12 protein-coding genes are annotated in these 15,838 nt (G+C 61.3%); 9 read left to right on the forward strand and 3 right to left on the reverse strand.

Going from position 1 to position 15,838, the window contains the following annotated elements; genetic code table 11:
- Window positions 1-7: 7 nt before the first annotated feature.
- From GN300_RS23425 to GN300_RS23445, 5 genes are read left to right on the forward strand one after another with little or no spacing between them, the layout of a single operon-like run.
- On the forward strand, window positions 8-307 hold the full coding sequence (locus tag GN300_RS23425) for a HypC/HybG/HupF family hydrogenase formation chaperone (protein ID WP_003942168.1): 300 nt from the start codon (window positions 8-10) through the stop codon (window positions 305-307).
- Window positions 304-1,416: a hydrogenase formation protein HypD gene (gene hypD / locus GN300_RS23430; RefSeq protein WP_042450712.1), complete on the forward strand. Its 1,113-nt coding sequence runs from the start codon at window positions 304-306 to the stop codon at window positions 1,414-1,416. Before GN300_RS23425 ends, hypD begins: the two co-directional genes overlap by 4 nt.
- Window positions 1,406-2,476, forward strand: coding sequence for a hydrogenase expression/formation protein HypE (gene hypE, locus GN300_RS23435; RefSeq protein ID WP_063316546.1), 1,071 nt, complete (start codon window positions 1,406-1,408; stop codon window positions 2,474-2,476). The genes hypD and hypE overlap by 11 nt, the downstream gene beginning before the upstream one ends.
- Window positions 2,476-3,225, forward strand: a complete 750-nt coding sequence (locus GN300_RS23440) for a DUF6390 family protein (RefSeq protein ID WP_063316545.1) — start codon at window positions 2,476-2,478, stop codon at window positions 3,223-3,225. The genes hypE and GN300_RS23440 overlap by 1 nt, the downstream gene beginning before the upstream one ends.
- A 31-nt stretch (window positions 3,226-3,256) precedes the next feature.
- A complete protein-coding gene (locus GN300_RS23445; protein ID WP_063316544.1) occupies window positions 3,257-5,074 on the forward strand; it encodes an ABC transporter ATP-binding protein/permease in 1,818 nt (605 codons plus the stop codon).
- 82 nt (window positions 5,075-5,156) lie between these two features.
- Here GN300_RS23445 and GN300_RS23450 read toward each other — a convergent pair whose 3' ends face one another.
- Window positions 5,157-7,562, reverse strand: coding sequence for a LuxR C-terminal-related transcriptional regulator (locus tag GN300_RS23450; RefSeq protein WP_082845807.1), 2,406 nt, complete (start codon window positions 7,560-7,562; stop codon window positions 5,157-5,159).
- Between the two features lie 153 nt (window positions 7,563-7,715).
- Here GN300_RS23450 and GN300_RS23455 point away from each other — a divergent pair, with 153 nt between their 5' ends.
- From GN300_RS23455 to GN300_RS23465, 3 genes are all read left to right on the forward strand, one after another.
- Window positions 7,716-9,380, forward strand: a complete 1,665-nt coding sequence (locus GN300_RS23455) for an alpha/beta-hydrolase family protein (RefSeq protein WP_063316543.1) — start codon at window positions 7,716-7,718, stop codon at window positions 9,378-9,380.
- A gap of 103 nt (window positions 9,381-9,483) precedes the next feature.
- Complete coding sequence (locus GN300_RS23460; protein ID WP_063316542.1) at window positions 9,484-10,911, forward strand: hypothetical protein; 1,428 nt, start codon at window positions 9,484-9,486, stop codon at window positions 10,909-10,911.
- 313 nt (window positions 10,912-11,224) lie between these two features.
- The gene (locus tag GN300_RS23465; protein WP_058038672.1) at window positions 11,225-11,887 is read left to right on the forward strand and encodes a GAP family protein; all 663 of its coding nucleotides are present in this window, start codon (window positions 11,225-11,227) and stop codon (window positions 11,885-11,887) included.
- 51 nt (window positions 11,888-11,938) lie between these two features.
- Here GN300_RS23465 and GN300_RS23470 read toward each other — a convergent pair whose 3' ends face one another.
- Complete coding sequence (locus GN300_RS23470) at window positions 11,939-13,402, reverse strand: glycoside hydrolase family 5 protein (RefSeq protein WP_063316541.1); 1,464 nt, start codon at window positions 13,400-13,402, stop codon at window positions 11,939-11,941.
- A gap of 176 nt (window positions 13,403-13,578) precedes the next feature.
- Between GN300_RS23470 and GN300_RS23475 the strand changes: the two genes are divergently transcribed.
- A complete protein-coding gene (locus GN300_RS23475; protein WP_030535590.1) occupies window positions 13,579-14,499 on the forward strand; it encodes an alpha/beta hydrolase in 921 nt (306 codons plus the stop codon).
- 51 nt (window positions 14,500-14,550) lie between these two features.
- On the opposite strand, the gene GN300_RS23480 is transcribed toward GN300_RS23475, so the two are convergent.
- The gene (locus tag GN300_RS23480) at window positions 14,551-15,714 is read right to left on the reverse strand and encodes a CdaR family transcriptional regulator (protein WP_063316732.1); all 1,164 of its coding nucleotides are present in this window, start codon (window positions 15,712-15,714) and stop codon (window positions 14,551-14,553) included.
- Window positions 15,715-15,838: the final 124 nt, after the last annotated feature.

Raw genomic sequence — 15,838 nt, forward strand, 5'->3', positions numbered from 1 at the left:
TTGTGTCATGTGCCTAGCCGTACCGGGACGTATCGAGTCCCTGGAGGAACGCGACGGAACGACGATGTCGGTGGTGAACTTCGGTGGCGTCCGAAAAGAAGTGTGCCTCGAGTACATTCCGGGCGCCCAAGTCGGCGAGTACGTCGTGGTGCACGTCGGATTTGCCATCCAGCGACTCGACGAGGAATCCGCTCGCAGCACGCTGGCGGAATTCGAGCACCTCGGCGTACTGGAAGAGGAATTCGGTGACGGGTTCGAAAGGGCTGCCCGGGCCGCGGGGATCGAACCGAAGGAGACGGAATCATGAAATATCTGGACGAGTTCTCCGATCCGGAACTGGCCGGCAAACTGCTGGATCAGATCCGTGCGCTGGCCACACGGCGATGGGCGATCATGGAAGTGTGTGGTGGTCAGACACATTCGATCATCAGACACGGCATCGATCAATTACTTCCCCAACAGATCGAGATGATCCACGGACCCGGATGCCCGGTCTGTGTCACCCCGCTCGAGATCATCGACAAAGCTCTCGAAATCGCGGCACGACCCGATGTCATTTTCTGCTCCTTCGGGGACATGTTGCGAGTTCCGGGGAGTTCGTCGGATCTGTTCCGCATCAAGAGCGCCGGCGGTGACGTGCGGGTGGTGTACTCACCGTTGGATGCACTGACTATCGCCAAGGAGAATCCGGACCGGCAAGTGGTGTTCTTCGGGATCGGATTCGAGACCACCGCGCCGGCCAACGCCATGACCGTCTATCAGGCCAATCGCCTGGGTATCGAGAACTTCTCGCTACTCGTCTCGCACGTTCTGGTCCCGCCGGCGATGGCCGCGATCATGGATTCGCCAGAGTGCCGCGTGCAGGCATTTCTGGCGGCCGGGCATGTATGCAGTGTGATGGGAACGTCGGAGTACCCGGCGCTGGCCGAGAAGTACAAGGTCCCGATCGTCGTCACCGGATTCGAGCCGCTGGATCTGCTGGAGGGCATCAGAAAGACGGTGCTGCAGTTGGAATCGGGTCGATACGAGGTCGAAAATGCTTACGCCCGTGCCGTCACCGCGCAGGGCAACACCGCAGCGAAAGCGATGCTCGAGGATGTGTTCGCCGTGTCGGACCGGACGTGGCGCGGCATCGGATCGATCCCGGACAGCGGTTGGCAGCTGGCACCGAAGTATGCGTATTTTGATGCCGAAGAGCGTTTTTCGGTGACCGATATCCATACCGACGAGTCGAGCGTCTGCCGTTCCGGAGAAGTGTTGCAAGGTTTGATCAAGCCACACGAGTGCAGTGCCTTCGGGAAGGAATGCACTCCGCGGAATCCGCTCGGTGCCACGATGGTGTCGTCCGAGGGGGCGTGCGCCGCGTACTACCTGTACCGGCGCCTGGAACTTCAGGAGGCGGGTCATGCCGGCTGAGGAGACCGCTGTAGTGGACTTGTCGGCGTGGGTCTGCCCACTGCCGCTGCGTGATTCGCCGAACATCGTCATGGGGCACGGCGGTGGAGGAGCGATGTCCGCCGAGCTCATCGAGCACCTGTTCCTGCCCTCGTTCGGAAGCGCTGCCGATGCAGAACTCGGTGACTCGGCCGTATTCGACGTCGGCGGGGTGCGGCTCGCGTTCTCGACCGACTCGTATGTCGTCAAACCCATGGTGTTTCCCGGCGGAACGATCGGCGATCTCGCTGTCAACGGAACGGTGAACGACCTGGCGATGGTGGGAGCGCAGCCATTGGTGATGTCAACGGCATTCATCCTGGAAGAAGGGACGGCGCTGACCGACATCGCGGGAATCGCGAAGGCGCTCGGTGAGGCCGCGCACGTTGCCGGCGTTCGGCTGGTGACAGGTGATACCAAGGTCGTCGATGCCGGTCACGGCGACGGAGTCTTCATCAACACCGCAGGAATCGGGATTGTCGCAGACGGGGTGGACATCAGCCCCACTCGCGCACAAGTGGGTGACGTCGTGATCGTCAGCGGCGACATCGGCGTTCACGGCGTGGCCGTGATGAGTTGTCGCGAAGGTCTCGAATTCGGGACCGAAGTGCGCAGTGATTGTGTTGCCCTGAACGGCGTGGTGGCCGACATGATTGCCACCGGTGTCGACATCCACGTCCTGCGCGACCCTACGCGGGGCGGAGTCGCCGCGACCCTCAACGAGATCGCTCAGGCGTCGAACATCGGGGTTGCGCTGGTGGAGCGAGATCTGCCGATTCCCGCTGACGTGCGCGACGCCTGTGGGCTACTCGGCTTGGATCCGTTGTACGTCGCAAACGAGGGCAAGTTGATCGCTTTCGTTCCACGCGAAGATGCCGCCCTGGTTCTGGAAGCGATGCACGGCAATCCACTGAGTGTGGGAGCCGCCGTGATCGGGGAGTGCGTGGCCGAACATCGCACAATGGTGGTGGCGCGTACGGCATTGGGAGGCAATCGGGTAGTGGATTTGCCGGCAGGTGAACAACTTCCTCGGATCTGCTGATGACTGCCGTCGGTATGAACGGGCCGGCATTGTTTGCTCGTTACGCGTATCCGCCGAACGAGTTGGGTTACTGCGGACCCGACGATCCTTCAGTGCTGCTTCGTCTGGCCAGCGGCAACTCGGGCAGCGGCGACCGTGATCACGCTCGTCAATTCGACGGTGCGTGGCCGTACCTCGAGGCATTGGCTGTAGGAGCGGGCATCGACGACCCCCTGGATTCGCGAGTGATCGAAGCCTATTGGGTGGGAGGTGATCTCCTCGACTCTCTCGATTCGGGGAAGTTGTTACAGCACTTGAGGGGGGCATTCGGTGAACGCGAGAACACCGGGTTCCTCCCCGTCCTCGGGGATATGGACCGCGCGCTCGCGCACCACAGCTTTCACGTATTTCTGGTGTATCCGTGGGTCAAGCTTCTTCGGAAGCGCGGTGCGGTCCCACTGTCCGTCCTCCAGAACTGCCGGATCAGATGGGGAGTGGTCGAGGACGTCGGCGAGGAGCATGCATTGGTGGTTTCGTCCCCGCTCGAGTTCGACGGTGAGCAACTCGCACGCGGCCGACCGGCAACGCAGAGAGTGCGGTGGAGGGTCGAGGGCAACGCGCTTGCGGCGATGCCCGTCCCCGGCGCTGTGGTGACGATGCACTGGGATTGGGTGTGCGACAGGATAACGGCAGAGCAATCACGTGCATTGGATGCCGCGGAAGACTCGGGATTGCGGATCGCGAACCGAATGCTGTCGACCGATATGTGATCGTCAGTTCCCCTCCAGGGCGGAGGCTACGGTGAATTGGGGTAGCGCGGTAACGGACAGCGCACTGTGGTTGGCAGAGGCATATGCGATCACGGTAGTGGTTCTCGTCGTCACCGCGCTGCTGCTTGCTCGGTATACCGTCTGGGGCAACCAGTTTCGGCGAATGGCTTGGCCCTACTTCGATCCCCGGCGCACCGTCATTCCGCTGTCGATTCTCGCGTTACTGCTGCTGCTCACGATATTCGGTGTCCGCGTGACGGTGTTGTTCTCGTACTGGTACAAGGATTTCTACGACGCCATTCAGAACCTTGACGAAACCGCTTTCTGGCACTACCTGCGAGTGTTCGCGATATTGGCCGCAGTCCACGTCGCTAGCTCACTCGTCGTCTACCTGGTAGGCCAAACACTCGATATCAATTGGCGCAGTTGGCTCAATGACACATTGACCGACGATTGGCTCGACGGCCGCGCCTACTATCGCGGAAACTTCCTGGAGAACCCGGTCGACAATCCGGACCAACGTATTCAGGCAGACATCACCGCATTCGCGACGTCGTCCCGCACGTTGTCCATGGGCGCCGTCGCCGCAATGGTCTCGATCGTCAGCTTCACCAAGATCCTGTGGGATCTGTCCGGTCCCTTGACTGTTTTCGGTGCCGAGATTCCGCGAGCGATGATCTTTCTCGTCTACATCTACGTGTTGGTGACCACGGCACTCGCATTCTGGATCGGCCGGCCTTTGATCATGCTGAACTTCTTGAACGAGAAACTCGGCGCCACCTTCCGGTACGCGTTGGTTCGACTACGGGAGTACGGCGAAAGTATCGCCTTCTATCGCGGAGAGAACGTCGAACGACGCACGCTCGGACTACGTTTTGCTGCAGTGATCCGCAATATGTGGGCGATCGTCTTCCGGACGCTCAAGTTCAGTGGCTTCAATCTGGCAGTGGATCAGACAGCGGTGGTGTTTCCGTTTCTGGTCCAGGGATCTCGATTGTTCAGCGGGCAGATCACTTTCGGCGACGTGATGCAAACTGCTCAAGCATTCGGCCAGGTGCACAATTCGTTGTCGTTCTTTCGAGAGTCCTATGCCGATTTTGCAAGTTTCCGGGCCACACTGATCCGTTTGACCGGGCTCGCCGATGCCAATCGTCGTGCCCGCGCACTTCCCGTGCTCGACGCGTTCTCCGCTGGCAGTCATTTGGTTGTTCGGGGACTCGACGTGCGCACGCCGGTTGGTGAGGCGTTGATCTCCGAACTCGACATGTCACTGGGGCCCGGCGATGCACTGCTGGTGAAGGGTCCGTCGGGTAGCGGCAAAACCACGCTGCTCCGCAGCATCGCGCAGTTGTGGCCGTACACAAACGGTTCCGTGACCACCCCGGTCGGAGACGTCCTGTTCCTCTCACAACGGCCATACCTACCATTGGGTTCTCTGCGCGCGGGTTTGGTATATCCGGACCAGTTGCCCTCAGGTCAGCCGAACACCGGGCGCTCGGACTTCGACGACCGCAGGCTCCACGACGCGCTCGCCGAGGTGCATCTCGCACATTTGATCGGTCGGCTCGACGAGCCGGCTGATTGGACTCGAATTCTGTCGCCGGGCGAACAACAACGGTTGGCGTTCGCCCGGGTCCTCCTGATCCGACCGCGAACCGCATTTCTCGACGAGGCGACATCCGGAATCGACGAAGGCCTCGAGTACACGCTCTACGACATCCTTCGCCGTGAACTGCCCGACAGCATCATTGTCAGCGTCGGGCATCGCAGCACTCTCGACGTTTTTCACAATCGACAACTCGAACTGCGCGGTGCGGGACACTGGACTCTCGCTGATCACGAAGGCTGAGAAAACTTTCGACGGTCGGATTCTTGCGACAGGATTCGGCCGGGTTACCCGCCGCGCCGCGATCGATCGAAGACACCGACCGTCACGAGGTCGAAGGGTTGCGGAAGTCGTTTGTGCGCTGGAGCACCCAGGCCGCAATCCTGGTGCGCGAGCCGTACCCCAGTTTGTTCAGTATGTGATCGACGTGGCCGTCGACAGTGCGCTGAGAAATGACCAGCTTGTCCGCGATTGCTCGGTTGGTCAGGCCCTGTGCGACGAGTTCGGCCACCTGCTGCTCCCGCGGAGTCAGCACTTCGTCGGCCGCCGATTTCGGTGATCCACCGGGCGGTTGCTCTCTCAGCGCGCGGGCCGCTGCGTCGTCGAGAGTCAGAGCTCGTCCATGATCGAATGCTGTTTGAAACACCCTGTCTCCGAGCCGGTTACGAGCCTCGGTCACGCTGTTTTCGTGGTACGGGACCATGCTCCTGAAGGTGTCCATCGGGCTGCCCGTGGCGGTGAACAGCGTGTCGGCAGCTCCCATCAGTGTGGCTGCCAGCTTTGCGTCCCGGTCGACAAGCGTCCACGCGATTTCCTCGAGGCACCATGCACATCCGAACTGGTTACCCAGCCCTCGAAGCAATCGGAGAGAATCTTCGAGTAGCTCGATACCGCGAGCGTGGTTGCCATGACGCCACAGGGCGGATCCGTAGTCCGACATCGTCATCGACCGCCACAAGATTTCGCCGCGCGATTCGGTGAGGGCCAACTCCTCCTCGTAAATGCTTGCAGCCCGGTCGGTTTCGCCGAGTGCGTCGACGACGAAGGCGAACCAGTAGAGCGCGGGTACCAGACGGGCGATGTCGTCGTTTGCCCGGAATGCTGCGACAGCCTGCTCCAGGTACTCGGCGCCGCGCACGAGATCGCCGTCGGCGACCGCGACGAATCCGAGCGTGTACCGCGCCAGTATGCGACCGTCGTCGTTCCGCTGCATCTCGGCCTGTCGCCGAGCCTCTTCGGCAATGCTTGTCGCCGAAGCGATATCTCGTTGGAGGGCTGCCAGCAGTGCGCCTGTCGCGGCGGCCTCGACTACCACCTCACCGAGAGTGCCCTCGGTCAGTTCGGGCACCTCGGCCAGGGCGCGACCCAACCAGTAGCGACCTTCGTTGAATCGACCACGTGCAAGCCAGTAATCATGCAGAGCACTTGCGGTACGCAATGTGTCTTCGACCGAGTCGGGTTCGGTCAGACCGAATTCCAACGCGGTGCGCAGGTTGGGTAAGTCGCGGTCGATCCGCGTCATCCAGTCGATTTGGTGCGGCCCCGTCCAGTCGACTCCGGCGCGGAAGACGAGTTGCCTGAACCACTCACTGTGCCTGCGCTGCAGCGAGACCCACTCGTCGACTGACACCAGTTCACGCCCGTAGTCGCGAAGAGTCTCGAGTAGGCGGTAGCGGACGTACGAGCCGTTTTGTTCACGGATGAGGATCGACTTGTCGACAAGGGACATCACGAGATCGCCCAAGTCGTCGTTCTGTGCTTCGTCGGCGAGAATTCCTTCGACGGACCCGAGATCGAAGCTACCCGCAAATACGCTCGAGTTCGCCCACAACGACTTCTCCGGCGGCGTACACAGATCGAAGCTCCAGTCGATACTCTGTGCAAGCGTTTGTTGACGCGCTGGAGCGTTCCGGCTGCCCCGCGTCAGCAGTTGGAAGCGGTCGTCGAGTTTTTGCAGGATCTGATCGACCGACATCGCCCTCAGTCGGGCAGCCGCCAACTCGATCGGCAGCGGTAGTCCTTCCAACCGGCGGACGATCTTCTCCACAGCCGCGCTGTTCTCGCTGGTGATGCGGAAGTCCGTCACGGAGGAACGTGCCCGCTGCTCGAACAGCATCATCGCATCACCATCACGGGTGTCGGTTGGCGACGGCGCCTCGGTGGGAAATCGCAGAGGCGGCACCCGTAATACCATCTCGCCGGGAATGTCGAGCGGTTCTCGGCTGGTCGCCAGAAGTGCCAATCGGGCACAGCACCGGAGGAGTTCGGCGGCGGTGTCGGCCACCCAGCCGATGAGGTGTTCGCAATTGTCCAGAACAAGCAGGACACGTTCGTCGACGAGACGGCCGATCAGTACCGATCGCGGTGACCGCGTAGATCGGTCTTGTACTCCGAGTGCGGCAAGAATCGTCTGATCGAGAAGTGCCGGCTCCCGCAGTTCGCTGAAGTCGACGAACCAGACGCCCCCGGGGAACGCACGGGAGGAATCATCGGCGGCACGGAGCGCCAAGCGGGTTTTGCCGACCCCACCCAGGCCCGTAAGGATCACGAGCCGGTAGTCCGACAGCAGGCGTCGGACTTCTTTGGCCTCGGACCGGCGACCGACGAAACTGCTCAGTTCGATCGGTAGGTTTCCTCGTTTTGCCGCCATGAGAATCGCGCCGAATTTGTACGTGCTGAGTGGATTGACCCCACACAGTGTACGCGGAATCGCGTGTGTGAAATCTGTCAACGCACCACCGGTGTTCGCCCGTGATTGCCGTTGGGTCGAAGCTTTTCGGTGCATGACGCGGAATAGCGAACACTTTCCACCGACGTAGTTCGCGCCTCATTCGAAAGGGATGAGAGGCGCATTTCATCTTTCTGGCGCACTTACGATTCGGGCATGAAACGTGTGTGGGAAGGTGTGCGGCGCTACGGCAAGACACTGCACTCGGTCGGGTTGTCGTTCGGTCTGGTGTTTTTCGTCCTCTCGATGAGCCCGTCCCTCTTACCGCGCGCGTGGTACCTGCAGGGCGTGGCAACCGGTATTTCCGTCGCCACCGGGTACGGCATCGGTGTGAGCGTGGCGTGGATGATCCGCAAATGCGGAGTCGAACCGAGATGGTCGGACCGGACCAAGCGGATCGGTTGGGCCGTACTCGCCGTACTGGCAGTGATATTGGTGCCTCTTTTTCTGATCTTGGGTTCGTGGTGGCAGCAGATCGTCCGTGATCTGGTCGAGGCGCCTCGCGTGAACCGGGCGAACTATCTTCTGGTGCTGCTGATTTCGCTGGTGGTGTGGTTGATCTTGTTGGAGGTGGGTCGCGGTCTGCGGCATCTCACCAGAGGACTCGCTGCCGTTGCTCTGCGGTTTGTTCCCAAGGAAGCAGCGAAAGTCGCGAGCTTGGTCGTCGTCTTCGCGTTGGCGATCTTCGTCGTCAACGGTGCCCTCTACAACGGGCTCATCGCTTTTGCGAACTGGAGTTTCTCCGGCGCGGACAACGACACGCCCGATGGTATCGACCAGCCTCTGATCGCCGAACGCAGTGGTTCACCCATGTCTGCCGAGGCATGGGATTCGCTGGGCAAGGAGGGTCGCACCTTCATGGGTAGCGGGCCGTCTGCGGTGCAGATTTCCGCGCTGACCGGGCTGGACGCGAAGCAACCCATCCGCGTGTACGCCGGCCGTGAGTCGTCGGATTCCGTCGACGGTGTCGCGCAGCGGGTCGTCAACGAACTCGAGCGCACCGGCGGCTTCGACCGTGCCGTCCTGGCAGTAGTGACCACCACCGGCCGCGGCTGGGTGAACGACGACGTGGCGTCCGCTTTCGAATACGTCCAGGGCGGCGACACCGCCATCGCGGCGATGCAGTACTCGTTCCTTCCCAGCCCTTTGGCATTCATCGCCGATCGCGAAACCCCGATGGCCGCAGGCCGGGCGCTGTTCAACTCTGTCTATGCGAAGTGGATCGATCTGCCGCTCGACAAGCGCCCCAAGCTTGTCGTTTTCGGCGAGAGCCTCGGATCGTACGGGGGACAGGCCGCGTTCGCGGGAGCACAGGACATGGCGACGCGGGTGGATGGGGCGTTGTGGTCGGGGACTCCGAACTTCACCGCTCAATGGCAGGAGATCACCAGCAGTCGTGACTCCGGCTCACGGGAAGCCGTGCCGGTGATCGACGACGGGCAGTCGATTCGTTTCGCTGCCTATCCGGAGGATCTCGAACTGGATGCGCCGTGGAACGACTCACGCGTCGTGTACTGGCAGCACGCCAGCGACCCAATTGTCTGGTGGTCTTTCGACCTGCTTCTGAACAAGCCGGACTGGCTTGCCGAGCCTCTCGGCCGTGATGTCGATCCGGGAATGACGTGGATACCGTTCGTGACATTCTGGCAGGTGACACTCGACATGGTCTTCTCGGCGGACGTTCCGCCAGGTCACGGGCACAACTACGGTGCCGAGGCGGCGGACATGTGGGCGCGGATCCTGCACCCCGACAACTGGTCTCAGTCGGACACCGACGCGATTCGCGGCGCTCTGACGAACGACTTTCAACCCACCAAGTAGTAGTGCGGAGTGCGGACCTCGTGACGGTCTCTCGTCGTTGGACCGGGAGTACTCGCTCTAGATCGTTCTATCACTGTTTGTCAGCTATCTAACAAGGAGCGCGATGCATTCATCAAGAACACTCGTAGCTGCGGTGGCGCTGAGCGCGATCACTGTATTTGCCGGGGCTGGGTCCGCGGTCGCCGCGCCGGCGGTCGGATCTGTCGATTTCGGTTCGTCGAGCGGATCCGGATCAGGAACCGGTTCGGCTAGCGGATCCGAATCTGGTTCTGTCGATTTCGGATCCGGCGGACCGGACGTCGAGCATCCGGTGTCGACCTGCTTCTGGTCCGTGCCGATCAATCCCGAGCGCGCGGACCCACAGCTCAACTACGCCTTTCCTGACACTGCGGCGATTTACTGGGCTGCGCAGTTCACAATCCCCGAGAACGCCGAGTTGGTTATCCGAGGGCAGTATGCGCATGCTCGCTATCAGTCGTTGAACTCGTACAACGCGGCAACCGCGATGCCGACCGCCGTCCTCAATGACATTTCGACTGCTCCGGACGCAGGCTCGCGCAATACCTATCTTCCCGGTGCCGATCGAGCGAACGAAGGTGCCAGGTCGTACACGGCTTCCGTCCTCAACGAGGCCTCACCTGCTGAGCCGAAACCCAACACCTTGTATGCCGGTGTGCCAGGTCAGGACCGGATAAGCCTGCTTTATCGCATCTACCTGCCGGACACTGGGCGTGATCTCACCGGCGGCGTAGGACTGCCTGAGCCAGAGCTGCACCTTCCCGGTGGTCAAGTGCTGCGGGGGCAGGATCTGTGTTCAGCGGTCGGTGCGGACAACGGAATCTTGAAGCCGGCTTCGCTGCCGTTAGACACGTACAAGGCATTGCGTGACCAACCGGGCAAGCCTGCGACATTCCCTTCCGAGCAGGCACCAGTCTGGCGGGCGTACTACAGCGCCGAGTTCACGCTCGGCTGTACCTATCTCGGCAAATGCGATGGCACACCCCAGCGGGTGGGCGGGCAGTACTCCAACATCGACAACAGCTACGTCACAGCCGAAGTCAACCGTGGGTTCGGCGAAGTTCTAGTACTTCGGGGAGAGTTGCCGAGGACTCCGAAGACTACAGGCGGCGCAAAGAATCTCGACAGCGCGGTCGACATGCGGTTCTGGTCGATGTGCAGCAATGAATCGCTGGCAACGACGAAGGTAGCGACGTGTCTGTTCGACGAGCAGATGGCCACTGATGCGGATGGTCGCTACACGATTGTCGCGTCGCTCCCTGAAGACCGACCCGCAAACGCTACGAAGGAATGTGGGGTGTCATGGCTTTCGCTCTCGCCGGCCGGTGACGGCGCAGGGCATCCCGACGATTCCCTCTTGATCATGCGGAACATGCTGCCGGCCAAGGACTTCAGCCACGCTGCACACGATACCAAGACGCCCGGCGACGAGAAGGCCGTGATGGGAGAGTATTTGCCGGACGGGCAATATACGTCCAAGCTCGCGTTCGAGGGCAGTGGCTGCGCGAAGTAACCCGTCTTTACGCGTGAGGTCACTACTCGAGATTGTGTCTGGTGATCCTCCTCGATGATGTCGGCTGCGCTCTGCTGCGAGCGCAGCCGACACACCGTTAGCCAAGTCTTTTCGCGATCTTCGGTGGGGAATCGAGGCCTGCGGTTCAGGCACTCATCCCTTTCGAATGAGGCATCAACTACGCAGGCGCTCGCAGTGTCAGCATTGTCGCGCAGCGGTATCAGCTGTGCTCTGTTGTCCGCCGTGGCGGACAGGGGCGCCTTTTCTCGCCTACCGCCTATCCTGCTTGCTGCAATCAGAAATGAGTTTTGACATGGGTTCCGTTGTCGGAGAACTTCTCCCATTGGCCGTCGGTGTCGCCGTGTCGCCGGTGGCCGTCATCGCCACTATCTTGATGTTGCTCTCCAAGCGAGCGGGTAGCACCAGCGCCGGGTTCGCGGTGGGCTGGTTACTCGGAATCTTCATCGCTACAGTTCTTTTCGTCATCTTGTCCAGTGCCGTCAGCACGTCAGACGACGGACCGTCCGCCACGGTTTCGTGGATCAAACTAGCTCTCGGTGTCCTCCTGTTGGCCGTCGGGGTCAAGCAGTGGCGGGGGCGCAGCGGCGAGCACGAAACACCGAAGTGGATGCAAGCCGTCGACGAGATGACCGCGGTCAAGGGATTGGGCCTTGGATTCGCGCTCGCCGCGATCAACCCGAAGAACCTGCTCATGTGCATCGCGGCCGGAGTGTCGATCGGCTCGGCGTCGTTGGCGACCAGCGGAGCGATCACCTCGATTCTCGTATTCACGGTCATCGCCAGTTCAACTGTCGCGATCCCGGTCATCGGATACCTGGTGGCTGCTGATCGCCTGCGAAAGCCATTGGCCTATCTCAAAGTCTGGCTCGAGGACAACAACACCACGGTGATGAGTGTGTTGATCTTGGTCGTCGGAGTTGTTCTGATCGGCAAGGGAATTGGCGGAATCTTCTGATACCCGCTCTTTCGCGTGGTGTGAACGCGCGATTCCCGGATGATCGTTCGATCAGGCGCGCTTGACCGCGTAGTCGCCGTCGGCGTGACCGATCAGTTGCCATCCGCCCTCGATCGGGGACAGTCGGACGTCGGAGAGATTCGTGGTCTCGAGCTGTGGCCGGTCGGTGCCGGGGTACCAGGCCTCGACCCGTCCGGTGCCGCTCCCGTCAAACCCGTCACGCGATACCTCCCTCAGCGAGCCGGGCGCTGCCCGCGGATACGCTCGCGAGAGTGGCGCGGTGAATCCCTCTACGAGCCCGAGTGATTCACCGGACGGGCAGTCGATGCGATTCAGATTTCCCTGCGGCTGGTGGGTATTGCCGTCGCGAACCGGGTGGGGGTCACCGCACGCTTGTGTCCACGACCACCACGCGCCGCCCATCCGGTACCTGTCGGTGGCATCGACGAAGCGGTCGACGTCTGCTCTCTGCTCGTCGGCGTCGCCGAACCAACCCCATTCACCTGTCCACAACGGTGCGTCGTACCAGGCGGCAGCGAGGTCGGCGATCTTGAATCCGTCTTCGATTCCGGGAAATTCGCTACTGACCGTTATCGATTCGCTGTAGAGATGGGGCGAGAAGACCACCAGGGGATCGGTCAGGTAATGGCGTGGAGGCAGCGCGTCGAGGCCGAAAGCCGACCAGATCGCGCTGGGCTCGAAGAACACGAGGTGTGGAAATCCTCCTGCTTCGGCCTGTCTGATGGCGTCGGTGGCCCGCTTGTAGAACTGCCCGATCTGATCAGCTGCCGTGAATGGATCGCGCAGGCCGGGGTTCGGTTCGTTCAACAGGTCGTATCCGGCTACAGCTGGTTCGTCTTTGAACTCGGCAGCCAACCGCGCCCACGTCGCGACGAGGCGACTCTGGATTCCTTGCTCGTCGTCGTAGAACGCCTGGAAGGCATGGGCGATCGCGGGTGCGGCTTCCCTGAGTCCACCGATGTTGCAGGTTGTCCATCCGCCGGTCAGGGTTGCCCACTCGGGTGCGCCGTCCCAGCCGACTCCCGGCCGCATGAATGACGGGCACGACTGGTCGCTCGGAGTGCCGACGTACGGGCCCCATGCATCCTGATGCATGTCGAGAACGGTGTAGATGCCGTGGTCTTTTGCATCCTCGACCGCTACTCGAACGCGGTCGACGTACGCAGTGTCGAATGCACCGCGGGTCGGTTCCAGGAGGGACCACGCGACGTTGAGCCGGACGACGTTGAAGCCCAGCGCTGCCATCTGCGCGAAGTCCGTTCTTCCCAGCGGCGTAACGGTGGGTAGACCGGTGCCGTTGGTTGCGTAGTCATTGAGACCGTTGGCGTTCGCGCCGCGGAGCAACACCGTTCGTCCGTCGACGTCCTTGATCGTTCGATCTGCGACGGTCAGTTGGGGGAGAGTCCAGCCCGGATCCGGTGGTGCAGCGTTCGCCGCCGGAGTTGCAATCTGGAGGACCAGGATTGCGAGGGTGGCAAGCAACAGCGCACGCATCCATCGACCTTTCTAGACAAACGTCCAATTCCGAGTCGAGGCTAGCGTGAGAAGACCTCTTTCCGGCGCGGTTTGCTCATACCTGTCACGGCCCCGCGTTGCCGAGAACACGTCGGACACGTGCTCCTGCTGGAGGTGTCATCATTGTCGACAAGTCTCGACCCGAGGGAGCCCTGGTGAAGCTTGCATTGACTGATCTGATCGAACAAATGCCTCGTGACGATTTGGCGAGTACGCGAGCGTTCTATGCGTCGCGGCCTGCCGGTGTCGGTCCGAGTTCCCTGCAGGAACTGCTTGTGGTGCGAGCATCCAGGGTGGTTGATCCCACGGCGAGCCGGGCTGTTGAACACACACTCGACATCGAGGGCCGATCCGTTTCGGTACGCGTAGTCACTCCGAAAGACGGCGATGTCAACGGGGTCTATCTGTATCTTCCGGGTGGGGGTTTCTACATGAGTTCAGCGGCCAGCGCTGACGCCCGAAGCATGAGACTTGCCGACGAGGTCGGGGTGGTAGTGGTTACCGTCGATTACCGGCTTGCACCGGAATTCCCTTGGCCGGCAGCGCCGGACGATTGTGAGGCAGTCGCCTTGTGGCTGCTTGAGGTCGCTGCCGAACGGTTCGGGACGACCAGGCTCGCCATCGGTGGCATGTCGGCGGGAGCAACCTTGGTGACGACGACGTTGCTGCGCCTTCGTGATCGAGGTCTGGCCAAGGCATTTTCGGGTGCGGTGCTGGAAGCGGGCACGTACGACGTCAGTGCCCAGACTCCCGCGGGCCGCACCATCAGCGACGAATACTTCATCGAAGCCTACGTCGGCCATGTCGATGATCGCACTCTTCCGGATATTTCTCCGACATTCGGCGACCTCAGCGGCCTGCCGCCGACCCTCGTTGTCGTTGGATCAGAAGACGTGGTCCTGGCAGAGAACCTTGCCATGGTGGCGCGACTGTCGGCGGCCGGAAACGACGTCGACTTGCGTCTCTATCCTGATGTCCCGCATGGATTTACAAACCATCCAACGCCTGTTGCCCGGCGTGCTGCGCTAGATATGGGTGCTTGGCTTCGGAATCGACTCGACTCCGACCCCGCGTGACAAGCACGGGCGCGGTTCAGTGTGCCGAGGAAAAGCGGACTGTGTTCGGTGTCAGATCTTGGCGAGCGTTTTACGATGAAACAATTCGAGGCTCACCATGGATTTCATCAGGCCGTCGAGGGTTCGCGCATCCCATCCAGTCAGATGCTGCCAGCGGTCGAGTCGATAGGTGACAGAGTTCGCATGTAGGTGGATGTCACGGGCGGCGGCGCTGACAGAGAACCCGCTTCGCGCGAAGGCGCGGACGGCGTCCATCAGATGTGAGTGCTCTTCGGCCACAGATGCCCCGGCCTGTAGAAGCGGCAGCAGCTCGTCCTGGTGGGTGGCAAGAGTGGCGATGAGCCATTCGTCGGCAAAACTGACCGTCGTGCCCGGCGCTGTCGCCAACTGCAATGTGCGCTCGGCGTCGGTGATGCTTTGAGCTGCGCCGACGAGCCCGACCCGGGGCATCCCGATACCTAGTGACGTTCGTGGATGATCTCGCATGATTGCGTGGATGACTTCGGTTGGTTCGCCCTGACACATCACGATTACTCGGGAGCCATGTCGACTGCAATGCGCGACAACATGCACGGAATCCAGGGTTCGTTGCAGGTGTTCCACTTGTGCTTCTGACCATTCGTCCTCGACGGCCGACAGTGCTTGGAACGATTTCTGTGTATCGAATCCGAGGGTTTGTGCCAGCTCTCGGGCGTTGCTCAGTTCCATATCCGTTGCACTGTGCAGTGTTTCGAAGAATCGGTATCGAACGCCGGCGCGGATGGCCTGCTCGCTGCGCGTTGCCTCGGAGTGTCCGACTGCGACTGCGCTCGTCGCGGCGTGAACGAGGTCCCAAAGTTTGCCGCCTGCTTGCAGCAGCTCGTGTGTTGGTTTCGTGGACCGCTGGACCATCGTGTCCCAGAGCTCACGAGATGCAATGTGATAGGTCTCGATGACATCGGAGAGGGGGAGCCCTTGCATCGCGCGACGGCGCCCGAGTTCGCGGTTTCGGTCGGTGTCTTCTGTGGTGATCGTTTCGTTCTCGGCGACGGCACACAGCATTGCGGACAACTGTTTGCGGATGTAGTTGCCTTGCTCGGCCACTGGTACCGCGGAGTAGGCCGGGAGTTCGCTGCGAATCTGTTGTACCGCGCGCTCGGTGAGCGCTTCGAGCTCGTCGGAAACCTCGCGACACAACCGTCGGATCGTGTCTTCTTCGACGTCGGTTACGTCCACGGGGTTACTCCTTTGTGCGTGCTTGGTCTTGCGTCCCGTGAATTTCACGAACGAGCGTCGTGGATTCCGGGGTTCACCCATGGTCCCGCCATAGTGACGGGAGGCACACTCAACGCTAGACCGG

This window comes from Rhodococcus sp. Ni2, assembly GCF_021352185.1.
Lineage (GTDB): Bacteria > Actinomycetota > Actinomycetes > Mycobacteriales > Mycobacteriaceae > Rhodococcus_F > Rhodococcus_F qingshengii.